This is a genomic window from Planktotalea sp., assembly GCF_050633725.1.
Taxonomy (GTDB): domain Bacteria; phylum Pseudomonadota; class Alphaproteobacteria; order Rhodobacterales; family Rhodobacteraceae; genus Planktotalea.
Genome location: NZ_JBOEHB010000018.1, coordinates 17,221 through 31,664 on the forward strand (window position 1 = coordinate 17,221; position 14,444 = coordinate 31,664).

At 54.6% G+C, this 14,444-nt stretch carries 12 protein-coding genes; 4 read left to right on the plus strand and 8 right to left on the minus strand.

The window, feature by feature from the left end; translation table 11 throughout:
* Positions 1–87: 87 nt before the first annotated feature.
* The gene (locus ACRBCU_RS14320; RefSeq protein ID WP_431366074.1) at positions 88–558 is read right to left on the minus strand and encodes a thiol-disulfide oxidoreductase DCC family protein; all 471 of its coding nucleotides are present in this window, start codon (positions 556–558) and stop codon (positions 88–90) included.
* Between the two features lie 124 nt (positions 559–682).
* On the opposite strand from ACRBCU_RS14320, the gene ACRBCU_RS14325 reads away from it, so the two are divergent.
* The gene (locus ACRBCU_RS14325; RefSeq protein WP_431366075.1) at positions 683–2,455 is read left to right on the plus strand and encodes an SLC13 family permease; all 1,773 of its coding nucleotides are present in this window, start codon (positions 683–685) and stop codon (positions 2,453–2,455) included.
* A 16-nt stretch (positions 2,456–2,471) separates the two neighbouring features.
* Here the strand turns inward: ACRBCU_RS14325 and ACRBCU_RS14330 are convergent, their stop codons facing one another.
* Both ACRBCU_RS14330 and ACRBCU_RS14335 read right to left on the minus strand, forming a co-directional pair.
* Complete coding sequence (locus tag ACRBCU_RS14330; RefSeq protein ID WP_431366076.1) at positions 2,472–4,139, minus strand: Hint domain-containing protein; 1,668 nt, start codon at positions 4,137–4,139, stop codon at positions 2,472–2,474.
* A gap of 221 nt (positions 4,140–4,360) precedes the next feature.
* On the minus strand, positions 4,361–5,281 hold the full coding sequence (locus tag ACRBCU_RS14335; RefSeq protein WP_431366077.1) for an MBL fold metallo-hydrolase: 921 nt from the start codon (positions 5,279–5,281) through the stop codon (positions 4,361–4,363).
* Between the two features lie 125 nt (positions 5,282–5,406).
* On the opposite strand from ACRBCU_RS14335, the gene ACRBCU_RS14340 reads away from it, so the two are divergent.
* Together ACRBCU_RS14340 and ACRBCU_RS14345 are read left to right on the plus strand one after the other, a co-directional pair.
* Positions 5,407–6,219, plus strand: a complete 813-nt coding sequence (locus ACRBCU_RS14340) for a TIGR00282 family metallophosphoesterase (RefSeq protein WP_431366078.1) — start codon at positions 5,407–5,409, stop codon at positions 6,217–6,219.
* 158 nt (positions 6,220–6,377) lie between these two features.
* Entirely contained in the window at positions 6,378–8,156 is a 1,779-nt protein-coding gene (locus ACRBCU_RS14345) for an SLC13 family permease (RefSeq protein WP_431366079.1), read from the plus strand.
* 38 nt (positions 8,157–8,194) lie between these two features.
* Here the strand turns inward: ACRBCU_RS14345 and ACRBCU_RS14350 are convergent, their stop codons facing one another.
* Both ACRBCU_RS14350 and mgtE read right to left on the minus strand, forming a co-directional pair.
* Positions 8,195–8,755, minus strand: coding sequence for a 5-formyltetrahydrofolate cyclo-ligase (locus ACRBCU_RS14350; RefSeq protein WP_431366080.1), 561 nt, complete (start codon positions 8,753–8,755; stop codon positions 8,195–8,197).
* Positions 8,752–10,143 (minus strand): magnesium transporter, encoded by a 1,392-nt coding sequence (gene mgtE / locus ACRBCU_RS14355; protein ID WP_431366081.1) that lies wholly within the window; start codon positions 10,141–10,143, stop codon positions 8,752–8,754. The genes ACRBCU_RS14350 and mgtE overlap by 4 nt, the downstream gene beginning before the upstream one ends.
* Positions 10,144–10,267: 124 nt before the next feature.
* On the opposite strand from mgtE, the gene guaD reads away from it, so the two are divergent.
* On the plus strand, positions 10,268–11,566 hold the full coding sequence (gene guaD, locus ACRBCU_RS14360) for a guanine deaminase (RefSeq protein ID WP_431366082.1): 1,299 nt from the start codon (positions 10,268–10,270) through the stop codon (positions 11,564–11,566).
* A gap of 31 nt (positions 11,567–11,597) precedes the next feature.
* Here guaD and ACRBCU_RS14365 read toward each other — a convergent pair whose 3' ends face one another.
* The 3 genes from ACRBCU_RS14365 to hisN all read right to left on the minus strand — a co-directional run bounded on the left by ACRBCU_RS14365 (position 11,598) and on the right by hisN (position 14,391).
* Positions 11,598–12,080, minus strand: a complete 483-nt coding sequence (locus ACRBCU_RS14365) for a CAP domain-containing protein (protein ID WP_431366083.1) — start codon at positions 12,078–12,080, stop codon at positions 11,598–11,600.
* 25 nt (positions 12,081–12,105) lie between these two features.
* The gene (locus ACRBCU_RS14370; protein WP_431366159.1) at positions 12,106–13,434 is read right to left on the minus strand and encodes an 8-oxoguanine deaminase; all 1,329 of its coding nucleotides are present in this window, start codon (positions 13,432–13,434) and stop codon (positions 12,106–12,108) included.
* Positions 13,435–13,560: 126 nt separating this feature from the next.
* Positions 13,561–14,391 carry a histidinol-phosphatase gene (hisN, locus tag ACRBCU_RS14375; protein WP_431366084.1) on the minus strand — a complete coding sequence of 277 codons (831 nt, stop codon included), beginning with the start codon at positions 14,389–14,391 and terminating at the stop codon, positions 13,561–13,563.
* Positions 14,392–14,444: the final 53 nt, after the last annotated feature.

The window sequence follows — 14,444 nt, forward strand, 5'->3', positions numbered from 1 at the left end:
AACGGCCCAAGGAGCGCTTCGCAAGCAGACCTCATCGCCCGCCGGTCGAGACCCTGCGCAAAGGTTTTGTCCGTAATTACTGGCGATTTACTGAAGCAGGCGCTTTTGCACTTCTGGATCGGGCAGCGCGCAAAGATCCGCATGTCCGAACCATTTGTATCGGTTGCGCGCTAAAACCCTGTAGAGCCAATCCTGAGCAAAGCGCGGCAAAATGCGAAACACGATCAACCCGTTGGATAATCCACCCAATTGCGTCCCTGCACTAATCATACCATCCATTGATGTTCTCGCGCGGCCATTTTCGAGATAAAGCCACGACGTCGGATCATCTGCATCTATCTCAAAGTGAAAGAGCAAGGCTTTTCCAAGCGGCGATTGCAGGGGGATAATGCGAAACTGCTCGCCCTTGTCCGCGCGTGCAAGCCAACGCGCAGACTTCGCGCAAATTCCACAATTAGCGTCCATCACTGTCAGATGCCCGGTATCCGCAAACTTTGGCACCGCCACATCAGCGCGCCAAGAATACAGCGGATAATCGGCGAGGTTCACATGTTTCATGTCAAAATCAAAAGCCTGCAACGTTTAAGCTGGAATGAGCAAACCCTACAAAAGCTCCCCTCCCAATGCGGTTGCATCTTTGCAGGAATTGCGATGAAGCTAAACCCAACATGAAAGGCCGCCCATGACCCAAGACCAGATCATCATTTTTTCCTTGTTCGGTGCCGTTTTCGCCATGCTTCTTTGGGGGCGGTTTCGCTACGATTTGGTGGCGTTTTCAGCGCTTATGATTGGGGTGCTCTTGGGCGTCGTAGACACCAAGGACGCATTTAGCGGCTTTGGTCACCCCGCGACATTGGTGGTCGCGTTGGTTTTGGTCGTCTCAGCAGGTCTAGTGCGCTCTGGTGCTGTGTTTTTGATCACGCGAACGCTGGTGGATAGTTCGCGCTCGCTTGGCGGGCATATCGCATTGATGGGCGGCATCGGCGGTGTGCTTTCGGCCTTTATGAACAATGTCGCAGCACTGGCCTTGCTGATGCCTGTTGATATTCAAACAGCGCGAAAAGCAGGACGCTCGCCCGGGCTTTCGCTTATGCCTCTTAGCTTTGCGACCATTCTTGGCGGTATGGTCACGCTGATCGGTACGCCGCCAAACATCATCATCGCGGCAATCCGCGAAGAGCAACTTGGCGCGCCTTTCAAGATGTTTGACTTTGCCCCCGTTGGTGGTGTGGCGGCAATTGCAGGACTGGCGTTTGTTGCCTTGATCGGTTGGCGTTTCATCCCAGCACGCAACGATGAAAGCACGGCAAGCAATGACCTATCTGCCTATATCGCCGAGCTGACAGTGCCCAGTGAAAGCAAATTAATAGGCAAACGCCTATCCGAATTAGAAACCGACGCAGAAAAAGCCGACGTTGGCTTATTGGGCCTCATTCGAGATGGCAAGCGACGCTATGGCGGCGCGCGCAACTCAGTGCTGCAAGGCGGCGACACATTGGTTCTCGAAGCGTCACCCGACGCTTTAGACGAATTTCGCGCCGCGCTGAGCCTCGCCTTTTCTGATGTAAAACGCGAAGAACATCTGAAAGCCGACGGCGACGGTCTGGATGTGATCGAAGTTGTGGTGACCGAAACAGCGCGCATTGCTGGCAAAACAGCACAAGCCCTTGGCCTAGCATGGCGCCAACGCACCGTTTTGATGGGAATTTCTCGGGAAGGGAAATCTATTCGCGATCACGTTCGCCGCACTGAAGTGCGCGCAGGCGACATCCTTTTGCTATTGGTGCCCAAAGATCGCGGCCCGGATGTAACAGAGTGGCTGGGATGCCTACCTTTGGCTGAACGCGGATTGGCGGTCACGCAAGACAGCAAGGTCTGGATGGCAATCGGAATGTTCGCAGCTGCGGTTGCCGCAGCGAGTTTTGGGCTAGTCTACCTTCCCATCGCATTGGGCTGTGTGGTCGTGGCCTATGTCTTGGCCAAAATCGTCCCCCTGTCCGAGCTTTACACCCATATCGAATGGCCCGTCGTTGTATTGCTTGGCTCAATGATCCCGCTAGGCGCGGCATTGCAACAAGCTGGTGGAACTGAATTGATCGCTGGCGCATTGGTTGGACTGACAGAAGGCATGCCGGCTTGGGCAATCCTAACGGTCCTCATGGTCGTAACAATGACGCTTTCGGATGTTTTGAATAACACAGCAACGACGATTGTCGCAGCGCCCGTAGGCATTCAAATGGCCCATTCGCTGAACGTATCGCCAGACCCGTTCCTCATGGCCGTCGCGATTGCAGCCTCTTCCGCGTTCCTCACGCCGATTGGGCACAAGAACAACACTTTGATCCTTGGCCCCGGAGGGTACCAGTTTGGTGATTATTGGAAGATCGGCCTGCCGCTAGAGATCATCGTCGTCGCCGTCTCGATCCCTGCGATTTTGGTGTTCTGGCCGCTCTAATCCCGCTCGATTGCGCTTAGCTTTGGGCGTGCAGCTGAATGAGCGCAGCCGCTTCATGCGCCTTCAGGCTCACACGTGCGCTCTCAAGCTGTTCAATGTTTTCGAGCGCAGGGAACAATTCAAGAAACTCGTCGCGCGCATCCTCATCAAGCGCAGCGATGTTGCGCGGCGATGGATGATAGCTTTCAGACCAGCAACCTGCACCTCGGATAATCTCATGATCATCAAACAGAACATGAATATAAGTGATTTCATCGCAAGGTGCTGGTCGAATTGAAGCATCGTTAATTAGCATTTTGGCCGCTACGAGAACTTCGTTTTCGCCAAAAAGAACCTCGGTTGGCCAACCGACCAGTAGCATTCTATGCTGGGGCGACACCCGCAGATCACACGAATTTCCCAGCGCACCTTCGCGGATCAGGATTGGCGCAAAGCGTCCGCGTCCATCGACGGTTTTACTGCCAATCCAACGCACTTCCTGAAACCCGTTGTCCCGCGTCATCACCAAGTCGCCGATCTGGAGATCTTCGATTGCGACCTCACCTTTCGTTGTCGAAATTTCGGTTCCACTAGCGAAGCAAACGACATTTGTATTGTCGAAGGTCAAATCCGTTGCAGCGATGCCCTCAAATTCGATCCCGCCACCCATTGCGGTATTGTCAGAGAAGTCTCCAACCGACTGATTTAGAACGCCATCGTCCAGAAAATCAGCGCGCATTTCCGAAATGTCCGTGTAGAAATCACTCAGATCGACAAAATCGTTGTTGCTTTGATCACCGTCGGTGATCGCCCCGCTGTTTCCAGCGTTGAAATCGCTGATCGTGTCGTTCCCGTCACCTGCGGCAAAGGTGAACGTGTCATCTCCGGTTCCACCCGTTAGGCTATCTGCGCCTGTGCCGCCGATCAGCGTGTCATCACCGCCATTGCCTTCGATCGTGTCATCCCCAGCGCCGCCGTCAATGCTGTCGTCACCTTCAACACCAAAAGGAACGCCTGTCACCGAGTAATCGGGATCAGGTGGCATACCAATCATCGGCGAGGTTAACAGGTTCTGCGTCGCGCCGCCTGTATCTGGACCGTTCACCGTGGCTGAAAGCGTATCGCCGCCTAGGTTTTCCCAATAACGAATTTGGATGGTATAGATCTCGTTGGGATCAAGAATTGCGTCACCAAAGCGCGAGGTGGTACCTTGGTGAAAGTCGTTGTTCAGATAGTCGAGCGTGCCGCCTGTCTGATTGGCAAACTGAACCGGATTGCCGCTGCTATCAAACAATTGCAGGGTCGAACCGTCATCAGAAGCGGTAGTAAAGCGATAGGTGCCGCCTGCGACAGTGTTCAATGTGCTGGTGTAAATGACCCCGAAATCTTCTGGATTGCCTGATGTCCCGCGAACTGTATTGGTGAGCCCGCCTTCATTGAAATCCGTAACATATCCTGAGCCAGTACGCGTACTTCCCGCAGTCTCGATATCGAAAGCTTGCCCTGCCGAGCTGCCAAAATTGCGATCATAGGTTTCGAAGTGCCATGCCCCCTCAACGGGGCCGTCGCCTGCCAGAACATCATTGCCAGCGCCACCAGAAATCGTATCGTCACCCAAAGCTCCCGTCAGCGTGTCTTCTGTCGCTGTTCCGTTAACCGTTTGATCGTCCTGCGTTCCAGGATTGGTGTTTGTATTCGTGGCCATAACATCAGCACCTCGTTAAACTTCACGTCAGTTTAATCGAAAATTGAGGTTACTTAGAGGCACAACAATGCCAGAGTCGCCGAATACTGCCCAATTCAGCGGGGAAAATATGCGCCTTGCGCTCATTTGCTGGAAACATGCGCATCAGATGTATGGTTGCTGATTTTTGAGGCCTAGAGTGCTTTGTGGAAAGAGAAGCCGATTCTTAGATCTGACCTACCCTACTCCCATTCCATTTCTTCAAAAACACGTTGCGCATTGCGACCTGCAAGCGCGTCGAATTGAGCAAGATGCGCAAATGCAGATTGATCGACTTTTACCGCATCAATGATATCGCCACCCTCTTCGATATGAGCGCCGATCTGTTCGCGAAGACTCACCAAATAGTCGTACGTATCAGCCTTTGCGACGGCAAGCGTTGTTGCTGGTCCATGTCCTGGAACAAGGTACTCGGGTTCAAGCGCGGCCATAGCATCAAAGGCCTCAATCCACTCAGACGAGCTCGAGAAATCCATGATTCCTAGAACGCGGCCAACATAAACGATATCGCCAGTGAAAACGGTTTTACTGGCGGCCAGCCAAACGAAACTATCTCCGGGCGTATGGGCCGCGAAAGGGTTGTGAATGCTAATCACCGTCTCTCCCAATGTCAGCTCGTAGCTGCCATCAAAGGTGATATCGGGCACACTCGGCTCAGTGCCCTTCAACCCGTCGTCGCCAATTAATTGAGAGAGGACCGTCAGTTGCATCGACGCGCGATCCTGGTGATCCGCGTGGGCGTTTTGCGAGGCGATAACCTGCGCCCCCTTTGCCTGCCAATACCCGTTGCCCAGCCAGCGATGATCTTGACCACCCGTGTTGATAACGAATTTTACAGGCTGATCTGTCAGAGTTGAAATCACCGCATCAATCGCCGCCGCTCCGTTATAGCTGCCTCCGGGATCGACCAGAACAGCACCTTGGGTTGTTTCGATTAATCCAAAAGTCGCATTGTTACCCAAGTTCTCAGCGTTGCGATTTTCCGCTGGTCCTTCCAACGCCCAGACATTCGGCGCGATGCTTTGCACTTTGAGCATCTCGGCGCTCAAGCTGCCGACAAGGCCAACAGAGATCGCAAAACTTGTAAGGAAAACTCGAATCATGGCCATTCTTTCATTCAATTTCAGGAATATGACTACCAGCCACCCCGCTAAAAGCAAACGCCGCATGCGACATGATGGGAGCGCACATGGCTTGCGAAGCGCGTGGATCATGGTAAGCCACGCCTATGAGAACACTCTTTTTAGGCGATGTGATGGGCCGCGCGGGGCGCCGTGCTATCACCGAACAGCTTCCTAAGTTGCGCGAAGAATTGCGTGCGGATTTTGTCGTCGTAAACGGCGAAAACGCATCAAACGGCATGGGTTTGAACGCAGAACACGCAAAAGCAATTTTCGCGGCAGGTGCGGATTGTGTGACGCTGGGGGATCACGCGTTTGATCAACGCGACATGCTGCAACACATTGAAAAAGATGCGCGAATCCTGCGACCCCTGAACTTCGCCAAGACTGCGCCCGGGCGCGGCCACAAGCTTTTTACGGCGCAAGGTGGACAAAAAGTACTGGTGCTTCAGGTGCTTGGCCAAGTCTTTATGAAACGCGCGTTTGATGACCCCTTCTCAGCCGTGGACGCGGTTCTACGCGCCCATCCTTTAGGCGGGCTTGCCCAGATGATCCTCGTGGATGTGCATTGCGAAGCAACCTCGGAAAAGATGGGTATGGGCCATTTTTGTGATGGGCGCGCCTCAATTGTGGTTGGCACGCACACCCACGTGCCCACGGCCGATGCGCAAATTCTGCCGGGCGGTACAGCCTTTCAAAGCGATGCAGGCATGTGCGGCGATTACAATTCCGTCATCGGCATGGAAAAAGAAGAACCGATGCGCCGTTTTGTAACTGGTATGACCAAATCGCGCTTCACACCCGCAAACGGCGAAGCGACGCTTTCGGGGCTGTTCGTCGTAACCGATGATCGCACAGGAAAAGCCAAATCCGTCGACATGATCCGACGCGGTGGACGCTTGCAACAAAGCACGCCATGAACGGAATTATCCTTCATTTCAACATATTGATTTTGATGAAATAGACTTTCACACTGCCTTTGCTCAGCCACCGCGATTTGGTCAAGACGAGCATTGATTATATCGGGGCTGTTTTTAGGTCAGCCACGGGGTAAGTTGTCCCCGACTGAAGGAAGAATATGACCCTTATAGAACTCACAGAAACCCAAAGCGCGATTGCTGCGCTTTTGACTGTCTTGGGCATGTTTATCCTGTTCATTCGCGAAAGCTATCCAACCGAAGTGGTTGCCATCGCTGGCGTTGCCTTTTTATTGGTGTTGGGCGTTCTGCCCTATGAAAATGCACTAACCGTTCTGTCCAACCCGGCGCCTTGGACAATTGCTGCGATGTTTATCGTTATGGGTGCGCTTGTCCGCACTGGCGCGTTGGAAGCCTTTACCAAAGTTGCAGACAAACAGGCCAAAACCCGTCCAGCGCTTGCCATTGCGATGTTGCTCGCGTTTGTGATTATCGCCTCTGCTGTTGTTTCAAACACCCCAGTTGTGGTCGTGATGATTCCGGTTTTTGTGCAGCTTAGTCAGACACTTGGAACAAAAGCGTCGAAACTTCTGATCCCGCTTAGCTATGCTGCGATCCTCGGAGGCACGCTCACTCTGATCGGCACATCGACGAACCTGCTTGTAGATGGTGTCGCCCGAGCCAATGGCATGGCGGCGTTTTCAATTTTCGAGGTTACGCCGCTGGGGATCGTGTTGGTGGCTTGGGGCATGCTTTACCTGCGCTTTATCGGGCCTTACTTGCTTCCCGAGCGTGACAGCATGGCCAATCTGTTATCCGACAAAAGCCAAATGAAGTTCTTTACCGAAGCGGTAATTCCCCCGGAAAGCAACTTGATTGGCCGAGAAGTGATGGGCGTTCAACTGTTCAAACGCGAAGGGGTCCGTTTGATCGACGTCGTGCGCGGTGACTTATCCTTGCGACGCAATCTCAAAGAGGTCACCTTGCAAGTGGGTGATCGCGTGGTTCTGCGCAGCCGCATTTCTGAATTGCTAAGCTTGCAAACCAACAAAGAGCTGAAACGGATTGATCAGGTTTCCGCAGTCGAAACCCACACTGTTGAAGTGCTGATCACACCCGGTTGCAAAATGGTAGGGCGCTCGCTTGGCGCGCTTCGTTTGCGCCGTCGCTTTGGCGTCTATCCACTCGCGCTTCATCGCCGCAATCAAAACATCAGCGGCCAGCTTGATGGCGTCGTTGTGCGCGTTGGAGATACGCTTTTGCTCGAAGGCTCACCCGCAGATATTCAGCGGCTTGCTTCCGAAATGGACCTTGTTGATGTCTCTACCCCGTCTGATCGCGCTTATCGGCGCAGCCATGCCCCGATCGCCCTGCTGGCCTTGGTTGGCATCGTCGCTCTGGCCGGCTTTGGCCTTGCGCCGATCTTCTACCTTTCGATCATCGCCGTTGCGATTGTGCTCATTTCGCGTTGCATTGATGCAGATGAAGCCTTTTCCTTTGTTGACGGACGCTTGCTGACGTTGATCTTCGCGATGTTGGCGATAGGCGCGGCGCTCGAAAGTTCAGGCGCAGTAAAGCTCATCGTTGAGGCGCTTGCTCCTTACGTTGCTGCATTGCCGCCGTTCTTGATCGTTTGGGCGATCTATCTGCTGACTTCCGTTCTAACAGAACTTGTGTCGAACAACGCTGTTGCTGTTGTCGTTACACCCATTGCAATTGGTCTTGCCGACGCAATGGGCATTGATGCGCGCCCTTTGGTCGTTGCAGTAATGGTCGCCGCGTCAGCGAGCTTTGCAACGCCGATTGGATATCAAACCAATATGCTGGTTTACGGCCCTGGTGGTTATAAGTTCACCGACTTTATGAAAGTCGGCATTCCTCTCAATCTCAGCATTGGCTTGATTGCATCCGCCTTGATCCCACTGCTTTGGCCTTTGTGAGTCGCTGCGCCTTTCAGGCCTAGCAGCAACAAACGCCCCTACGCCGGTGTAATGATGCCCGTTTCGGTCACGATCATATCAAGAGGTTGATCCGTCGGCTCTAGCGGAAGCGCGTCCGCTTCTTGCGCCGCAAAAGCAAAGCCGATTGCCAAGGTTGCACGGCGCGCGCGCAAGCGCTCTAGGGTTCGATCATAAAAACCACCGCCATATCCCAAACGCCCCCCCTTTCGATCAAACGCAACCAAAGGCACGATCACGATTTCGGGCTCGATCCAGTTACCCGAGGCTGGAATGAACGCACCGAACGTGCCTTCAATCATGTCGCACTCTGGCGTCCAGTCCCGAAAATCCAGCGGCGTTGCTTTTGCCTTTATTACCGGCATCCCAACGGGCCCATGCGCGCTGGCCTCCGCTAAGGCTGGCAAGGGATCAATCTCCGTTCGCATAGGCGCATACCCTGCAATAGGCACGCCTCTGTAACCCGCGAGAACTTCGCTCAGATAGCTGGCTTGCGCCTTGTGTGCATTGGCAAATGCTGCCTCGCGACGCGAGAAAGCCGCCGCTCTGGCGGCCGCTTTTGTTTCGATCAGATCATTCATAATAGCACCATCGCAGCGAGGCCGAGGAAGGCAAAGAAGCCAACAACGTCGGTTACTGTTGTCACAAATGCCCCCGAAGCAAGCGCAGGGTCGATGCCAAATTTCTCGAGGGCAACAGGAATAGCGGTGCCAGCTAATCCCGCGACAACCATATTTATGACCATTGCCACCGCAATCACATATCCCAGCGCCGGAGAGCCGAACCAGACAAGCCCGACAACGCCCATAACAGTTGCAAAGACAACACCGTTGATAAGGCCCACAAGGACTTCGCGGCGAATGACGCGCCACATATTAGAGCCGGTTAAGTCTTTTGTCGCAATCGCCCGCACCGCAACGGTAAGCGATTGCGTCCCCGCATTACCGCCCATCGACGCGACGATTGGCATCAGAACAGCAAGCGCAACGATCTGCGAAATTGCCGCTTCGAATTGCGCGATCACCAAGCTAGCGGCAATCGCCGTCAGCAGGTTCACCGCGAGCCATGGCAGTCGCTGACGGGTGGTATTGATAACACGATCCGAAAGCGAGCCCTCGCCAACACCCGCGAGGCGCAAAATGTCTTCCTCATGCTCTTCATCCAGCACGATCATCGCATCGTCGATGGTGATCACACCCACAAGGCGTTCATCCTCATCCACCACAGGCGCGGAAATGAGGTGGTATTGGTTGAAAGCATAGGCGACCTCGCCCTCATCCTGCATAGCAGGGATGACTTGAAACACGTCCTCGATGATTTCCCAAAGCAACACGTCACGGCGCGATCCCATAAGTTTGCCGAGCGTGACATTGCCGACAGGTTTGTGACGCGGGTCCACCAAAGTCACATGATAGAACTGTTCGGGAAGCTCGTCTTGTGCGCGCAAAAAATCAATCGCTTCTCCGACGGTCCAATGCTCGGGCGCTGTGACCACTTCGCTCTGCATCAAACGGCCAGCAGAATTTTCGGGATAGGTCAGAGATTGCTCAACCGCGACACGGTCGTTGTCTTCCAGAACATCTAGAATGACGTCCTGTTTCTCCTCATCCATGTCCTCGATCAAATCGACGACATCATCGCTTTCAAGCTCGCGCACAGCATCCGCGAGAACCTCAGGTCGCAGCGTCGCGATCACCTCGTCGCGAATGCTTTCATCCAGCTCTGACAGTATCTCGCCGTCAAACTCACGATCATATAAGTGCACCAAACGGCGCCGCTCGCTACTGCTGATCTGCTCAAGAAGATCCGCGATATCCGCCGCATGAAGCGGATCCATGCGCGCCGTTAGCTGCGCCTGATCTCCGCGCTCAACAGCGAGTAGAATTGCCGAAACGTCAGAGCGCTCCAACTCGTAGCTGCCCTCTTCTGCTTCGATGCGCAGGTCGGGATTTTGATCTATTTCGCTCATAGAATCGGCCTTTGTGTTGCGGCTGAGGCGATTTAAGCCGATCTTATTCAAAGCGCTGCACAAGCGACAGAGGCAGAAGCGAAAATCCTGTCCGAAGCACGCGATAGTTTGATAAAGAGGCAGTATGAGCCAGACACATATTCTTTCCGGTGATCTACTGACTTTTGTAGATGATCCATTCAATGCGCCGCCTGAAGAGGCTGTGCAAATTCTAACGGATAGCGCCCTATTGATCGAGGGCGGTGTTATTACAGCACGAGGCCCGCGCGAGGCGTTGGTGAGCCAGCATCCCAATGCAAAGCACCATCCGCATCCCGGCAAGTTGATCTGCCCCGGCTTTATCGACGCCCACGCACATTACCCCCAAACCGCGATGATCGCGTCTTGGGGCAAGCGGCTGATCGACTGGCTCAACACCTATACGTTTCCAGAGGAAATGCGCTTTTCCGACCCCACTTATGCTGCGGACATCGCCGCGCGGTATCTGGACCTCACCGCAGCGCATGGCACAACCACAATGGCGAGTTTTTGCACGATTCACACAGCTTCCGTCGAAGCGCTGTTCTCAGAAGCAAGCGCGCGCGGTCAAAGGATCGTCGCAGGCAAAACCTGCATGGACCGAAACGCCCCAGAAGACCTGCTAGATACAGCACAAACCGCATATGACGACAGCAAAGCAATGCTCGAGAAATGGCATAATCAGGCGCGTCTTTCGTATGCCATCACACCGCGGTTTTCTCCGACGTCAACGCCCGAGCAACTAGAAGCCATGGGCGCGCTCTGGTCCGAGCACCCCGATTGTCTGATGCAAACGCATCTTAGCGAGCAGGTCGATGAACTCGAGTGGGTTAGCGCACTCTTTCCGAGCGCGCGTGATTACTTGGAGACGTATGAAAACTTCGGATTGCTCGGCGAGCGCGGTCTTTACGGGCATGCGATTTACCTCAAGCCACGCGAGATCGACAGGTTAAGCGAGGTTGGCGCAGCGCTGGTGCATTGCCCAACGTCAAACACGTTCATTGGTTCGGGCCTATTTGATATGGCAGATCTCAAAGCGCGTGGCTTATCCGTAGGGCTTGCAACCGACACAGGCGGTGGGTCAAGCTTTTCAATGCTGCGCACCATGGCCGCTGCCTATGAAATCGCTCAGTTGAAAGGCGCGGTCTTACATGCGGCGCAGCTATTGTGGCTCGCAACGCAAGGCTCTGCCAAGGCATTGCACCTAAACGATAAGATCGGATCTCTCGATATCGGGATGGAGGCAGATATTGCTGTGATTGATCTCGCGTCGACCTCGGCAATTTCCCAGCGATATGCCAATGCGCGCAATCAATGGGATCAAGTGTTTCCAACGATCATGATGGGAGACGATCGCGCAATTGCCGAAGTCTGGATCGGCGGCGTTCGCCAATCCATTTCGTAGGGTGCGTGGTTTCACGCACCTTTCCGGGCGCTTAGCAGCCAGGCTTGGCCAGAACCATCACCCACATGTCACCCGATTGCGCCATGCCAAAATGCATTGCGTGGGGACTAAGCATATTCTTGCGATGCCCTTCTGACTGTTGCCAACCGGCCAAAGCCTTCAACGCGCCCTTTTGGCCCTGCGCGATGTTCTCGGCAACAAAACAAAAACCGTACCCAACACGCTTAACACGATCCCCAACGCTCGAGCCGTCTTTGCCCGTATGACTGAAATACCCTTGCGCTACCATGTCATCACCATGAGCCTGCGCGGCGCGGGCAAGGCGAGCATCCGCGACAAGAGGAGCTTTCCCGTTTGCGACGCGAAAGGCATTTAGCTCTGGCGCGATGCTTGCGCTCAAACCGCCCGCGGGCTGGGCAATCGCCGCCGCGCCTCTAGGTGTCACACTCTTGCCAGAGCGGATACAACCCGCGCTGAGCGCTACAACACTTAGGCATAGGATCAATCGCAACATCAGTTCATTCCCGTCATAAATTGCTTCACGCTTCGGACAATACCTGCGCCATTTGGTTTTGTCGCGCAATCGTTTTGGGCAGATCAATCGAAGTGATATGGCCAGACGAAACAACACGTCGCCCCTCAATAAATAAATCGCGCACCTGCGTTGGACCTGCGAGCAGCAGTGCGGCTGGATCCCAATTGCCAGCCGCTTCAATCCTGCTCATGTCCCAGATTGCCAGATCCGCGCGCTTGCCGACGGCAATCTGCCCGCAATCGCTCCGCCCAAGCACCTCTGCGCCGCCGCGCGTGGCGATGCGCAGCCCTTCGCGCGCGCTCATCGCATCTGCCCCAAGGTTCACCCGTTGCAACAACATCGATTGGCGCGCTTCTAGGACCAAGTTGCCTGCGTCGTTTGACGCAGAGCCATCGACACCAAGGCCCACTTTCACACCTGCATCGCGCATTGCGCGTACAGGCGCGATGCCTGATCCAAGGCGGCAATTCGAGCAAGGACAATGCGCCACCCCCGTTCCAGAGCGCGCAAAGAGATCAATCTCTTGCCCGTCAAGTTTGACACAATGCGCATGCCAGACATCGTCACCCGTCCAACCAAGGTCTTCAGCGTATTGCCCGGGCCGGCAGCCGAATTTCTCGAGCGAATAGGCAATATCTTCGTCATTCTCGGCCAAATGGGTATGTAGCATGACCCCTTTGTCACGCGCGAGCAGAGCCGCGTCGCGCATCAAATCACGGCTTACCGAGAAGGGCGAACAGGGCGCAACGCCCACGCGGCACATGGATCCTTCGGCGGCATCGTGATGCGCGTCGATGACGCGAACGCAATCTTCAAGGATCGCACTTTCCTGCTCGACCAAGCTGTCAGGTGGCAACCCCCCGTCACTTTCCCCGATTGACATTGAGCCGCGTGTCGGATGAAAGCGCATGCCAATTTCGGCCGCCGCAGCGATAGTATCATCCAGCCTCGCGCCATTGGGAAAGAGGTAGAGATGATCCGAGGTCAGCGTACATCCCGACAGCATCAACTCTGCCAGACCAATTTGTGCGGAAACAAACATTTCTTCGGGGCCAAAGCGCGACCAAATCGGATAGAGCGTTTGCAGCCAGCCAAAGAGCAGCGCATCCTGCCCCCCCGGCACCGCCCGCGTAAGCGATTGATAAAGATGGTGATGCGTATTCACGAGGCCCGGGGTGATCAGACAGCCCTGCGCGTCAAGCGTTTCATCCGATGTCTCAAGCCCCTGCCCGACTTGCGCAATGACGCCGCCTTTAATTCGGATATCACAATCGGGCAGTTCCGAGCCCACGTCATCCATTGTCAAAATCAGACGCGCATTGCGGATTAGCATTTCTTTTTGTTTGGCCAAAATGGGCCTCCCTCTACGTGCAAACACGCTTTTTTCGGGATCATGGCCAGTGGCCCAACAGCTGCGACAGAAAAAAGCGAAGGACTCGCAGCTTGCTTAGAATAACGTTTAGGACACAGCCCCGCTGCCCCGCAATGAATTTTGTAAAAGTGTCATCGCTTTTGCGTGAAGCTCAGGCGTTGCAGCTGCAAGAGAACGTCCGCCTTCGTGGACTTTTCCGCCTTCCCAGTTGGTCACGATGCCCCCTGCCGCCTCGATCACGCCGATTGGCGCTGCGATGTCATAAGCATTCAGACCCGCTTCGATCACAAGGTCAATTTGGCCTGCGGCGAGCAATCCATAAGCATAGCAATCACAGCCAAACCGCGTGAGTTTCACCTCGTTCATCACCGCTTCAAACGCCGCGCGATCCTGAGCCGTTCCAACCTCTGGAAACGTACTAAACAACACCGCCTCGCCCAGATCGCAGGTTCCGCGAACAGCCAAAGGCGCACTGCCTTGCGGGCCAATCACTTCTGCGCGGCCGAATCCACCGCAAAACCGCTCTTTGATATAGGGCTGATCAATGACACCCAGACGGGGGCCACTTACGTCGTTCAAAGAGATCAAAACGCCCCAAGTCGGCGTGCCGCTGATAAAGCCGCGTGTTCCATCTATGGGATCAAGAACCCACGTCAGCCCGCTATCACCTTGGGAAGAGCCAAATTCCTCACCAAGTATCCCATCGAGTGGACGGCGCGCAGCCAAAACGTCGCGCATTGCCTGCTCTGCCGCTTTATCGGCAATGGTCACAGGGTCAAAACCGCTTTGATCTTTATTTTCTGCACTTAGGCCGCTTGCGCGAAAGTGCGGTAGGATCACAGCGCGCGCGGCGTCTGCCATTTCCTCAGCAACAGACCAGATTTCGGCCTGAAACGCGGGGTCATCTATGTTGTTCATGGGATCCTACGTGGTTGGCGACGTGCGAAATAACACGTAGCGCCAACCTATTG

Coding starts and splice junctions, on each gene's coding strand:
- ACRBCU_RS14320 (WP_431366074.1), bottom strand. CDS start 558: ATGAAACATGTGAACCTCGCCGATTATCCGCTGTATTCTTGGCGCGCT.
- ACRBCU_RS14325 (WP_431366075.1), top strand. CDS start 683: ATGACCCAAGACCAGATCATCATTTTTTCCTTGTTCGGTGCCGTTTTC.
- ACRBCU_RS14330 (WP_431366076.1), bottom strand. CDS start 4,139: ATGGCCACGAATACAAACACCAATCCTGGAACGCAGGACGATCAAACG.
- ACRBCU_RS14335 (WP_431366077.1), bottom strand. CDS start 5,281: ATGATTCGAGTTTTCCTTACAAGTTTTGCGATCTCTGTTGGCCTTGTC.
- ACRBCU_RS14340 (WP_431366078.1), top strand. CDS start 5,407: ATGAGAACACTCTTTTTAGGCGATGTGATGGGCCGCGCGGGGCGCCGT.
- ACRBCU_RS14345 (WP_431366079.1), top strand. CDS start 6,378: ATGACCCTTATAGAACTCACAGAAACCCAAAGCGCGATTGCTGCGCTT.
- ACRBCU_RS14350 (WP_431366080.1), bottom strand. CDS start 8,755: ATGAATGATCTGATCGAAACAAAAGCGGCCGCCAGAGCGGCGGCTTTC.
- mgtE (WP_431366081.1), bottom strand. CDS start 10,143: ATGAGCGAAATAGATCAAAATCCCGACCTGCGCATCGAAGCAGAAGAG.
- guaD (WP_431366082.1), top strand. CDS start 10,268: ATGAGCCAGACACATATTCTTTCCGGTGATCTACTGACTTTTGTAGAT.
- ACRBCU_RS14365 (WP_431366083.1), bottom strand. CDS start 12,080: ATGTTGCGATTGATCCTATGCCTAAGTGTTGTAGCGCTCAGCGCGGGT.
- ACRBCU_RS14370 (WP_431366159.1), bottom strand. CDS start 13,434: ATGCTAATCCGCAATGCGCGTCTGATTTTGACAATGGATGACGTGGGC.
- hisN (WP_431366084.1), bottom strand. CDS start 14,391: ATGAACAACATAGATGACCCCGCGTTTCAGGCCGAAATCTGGTCTGTT.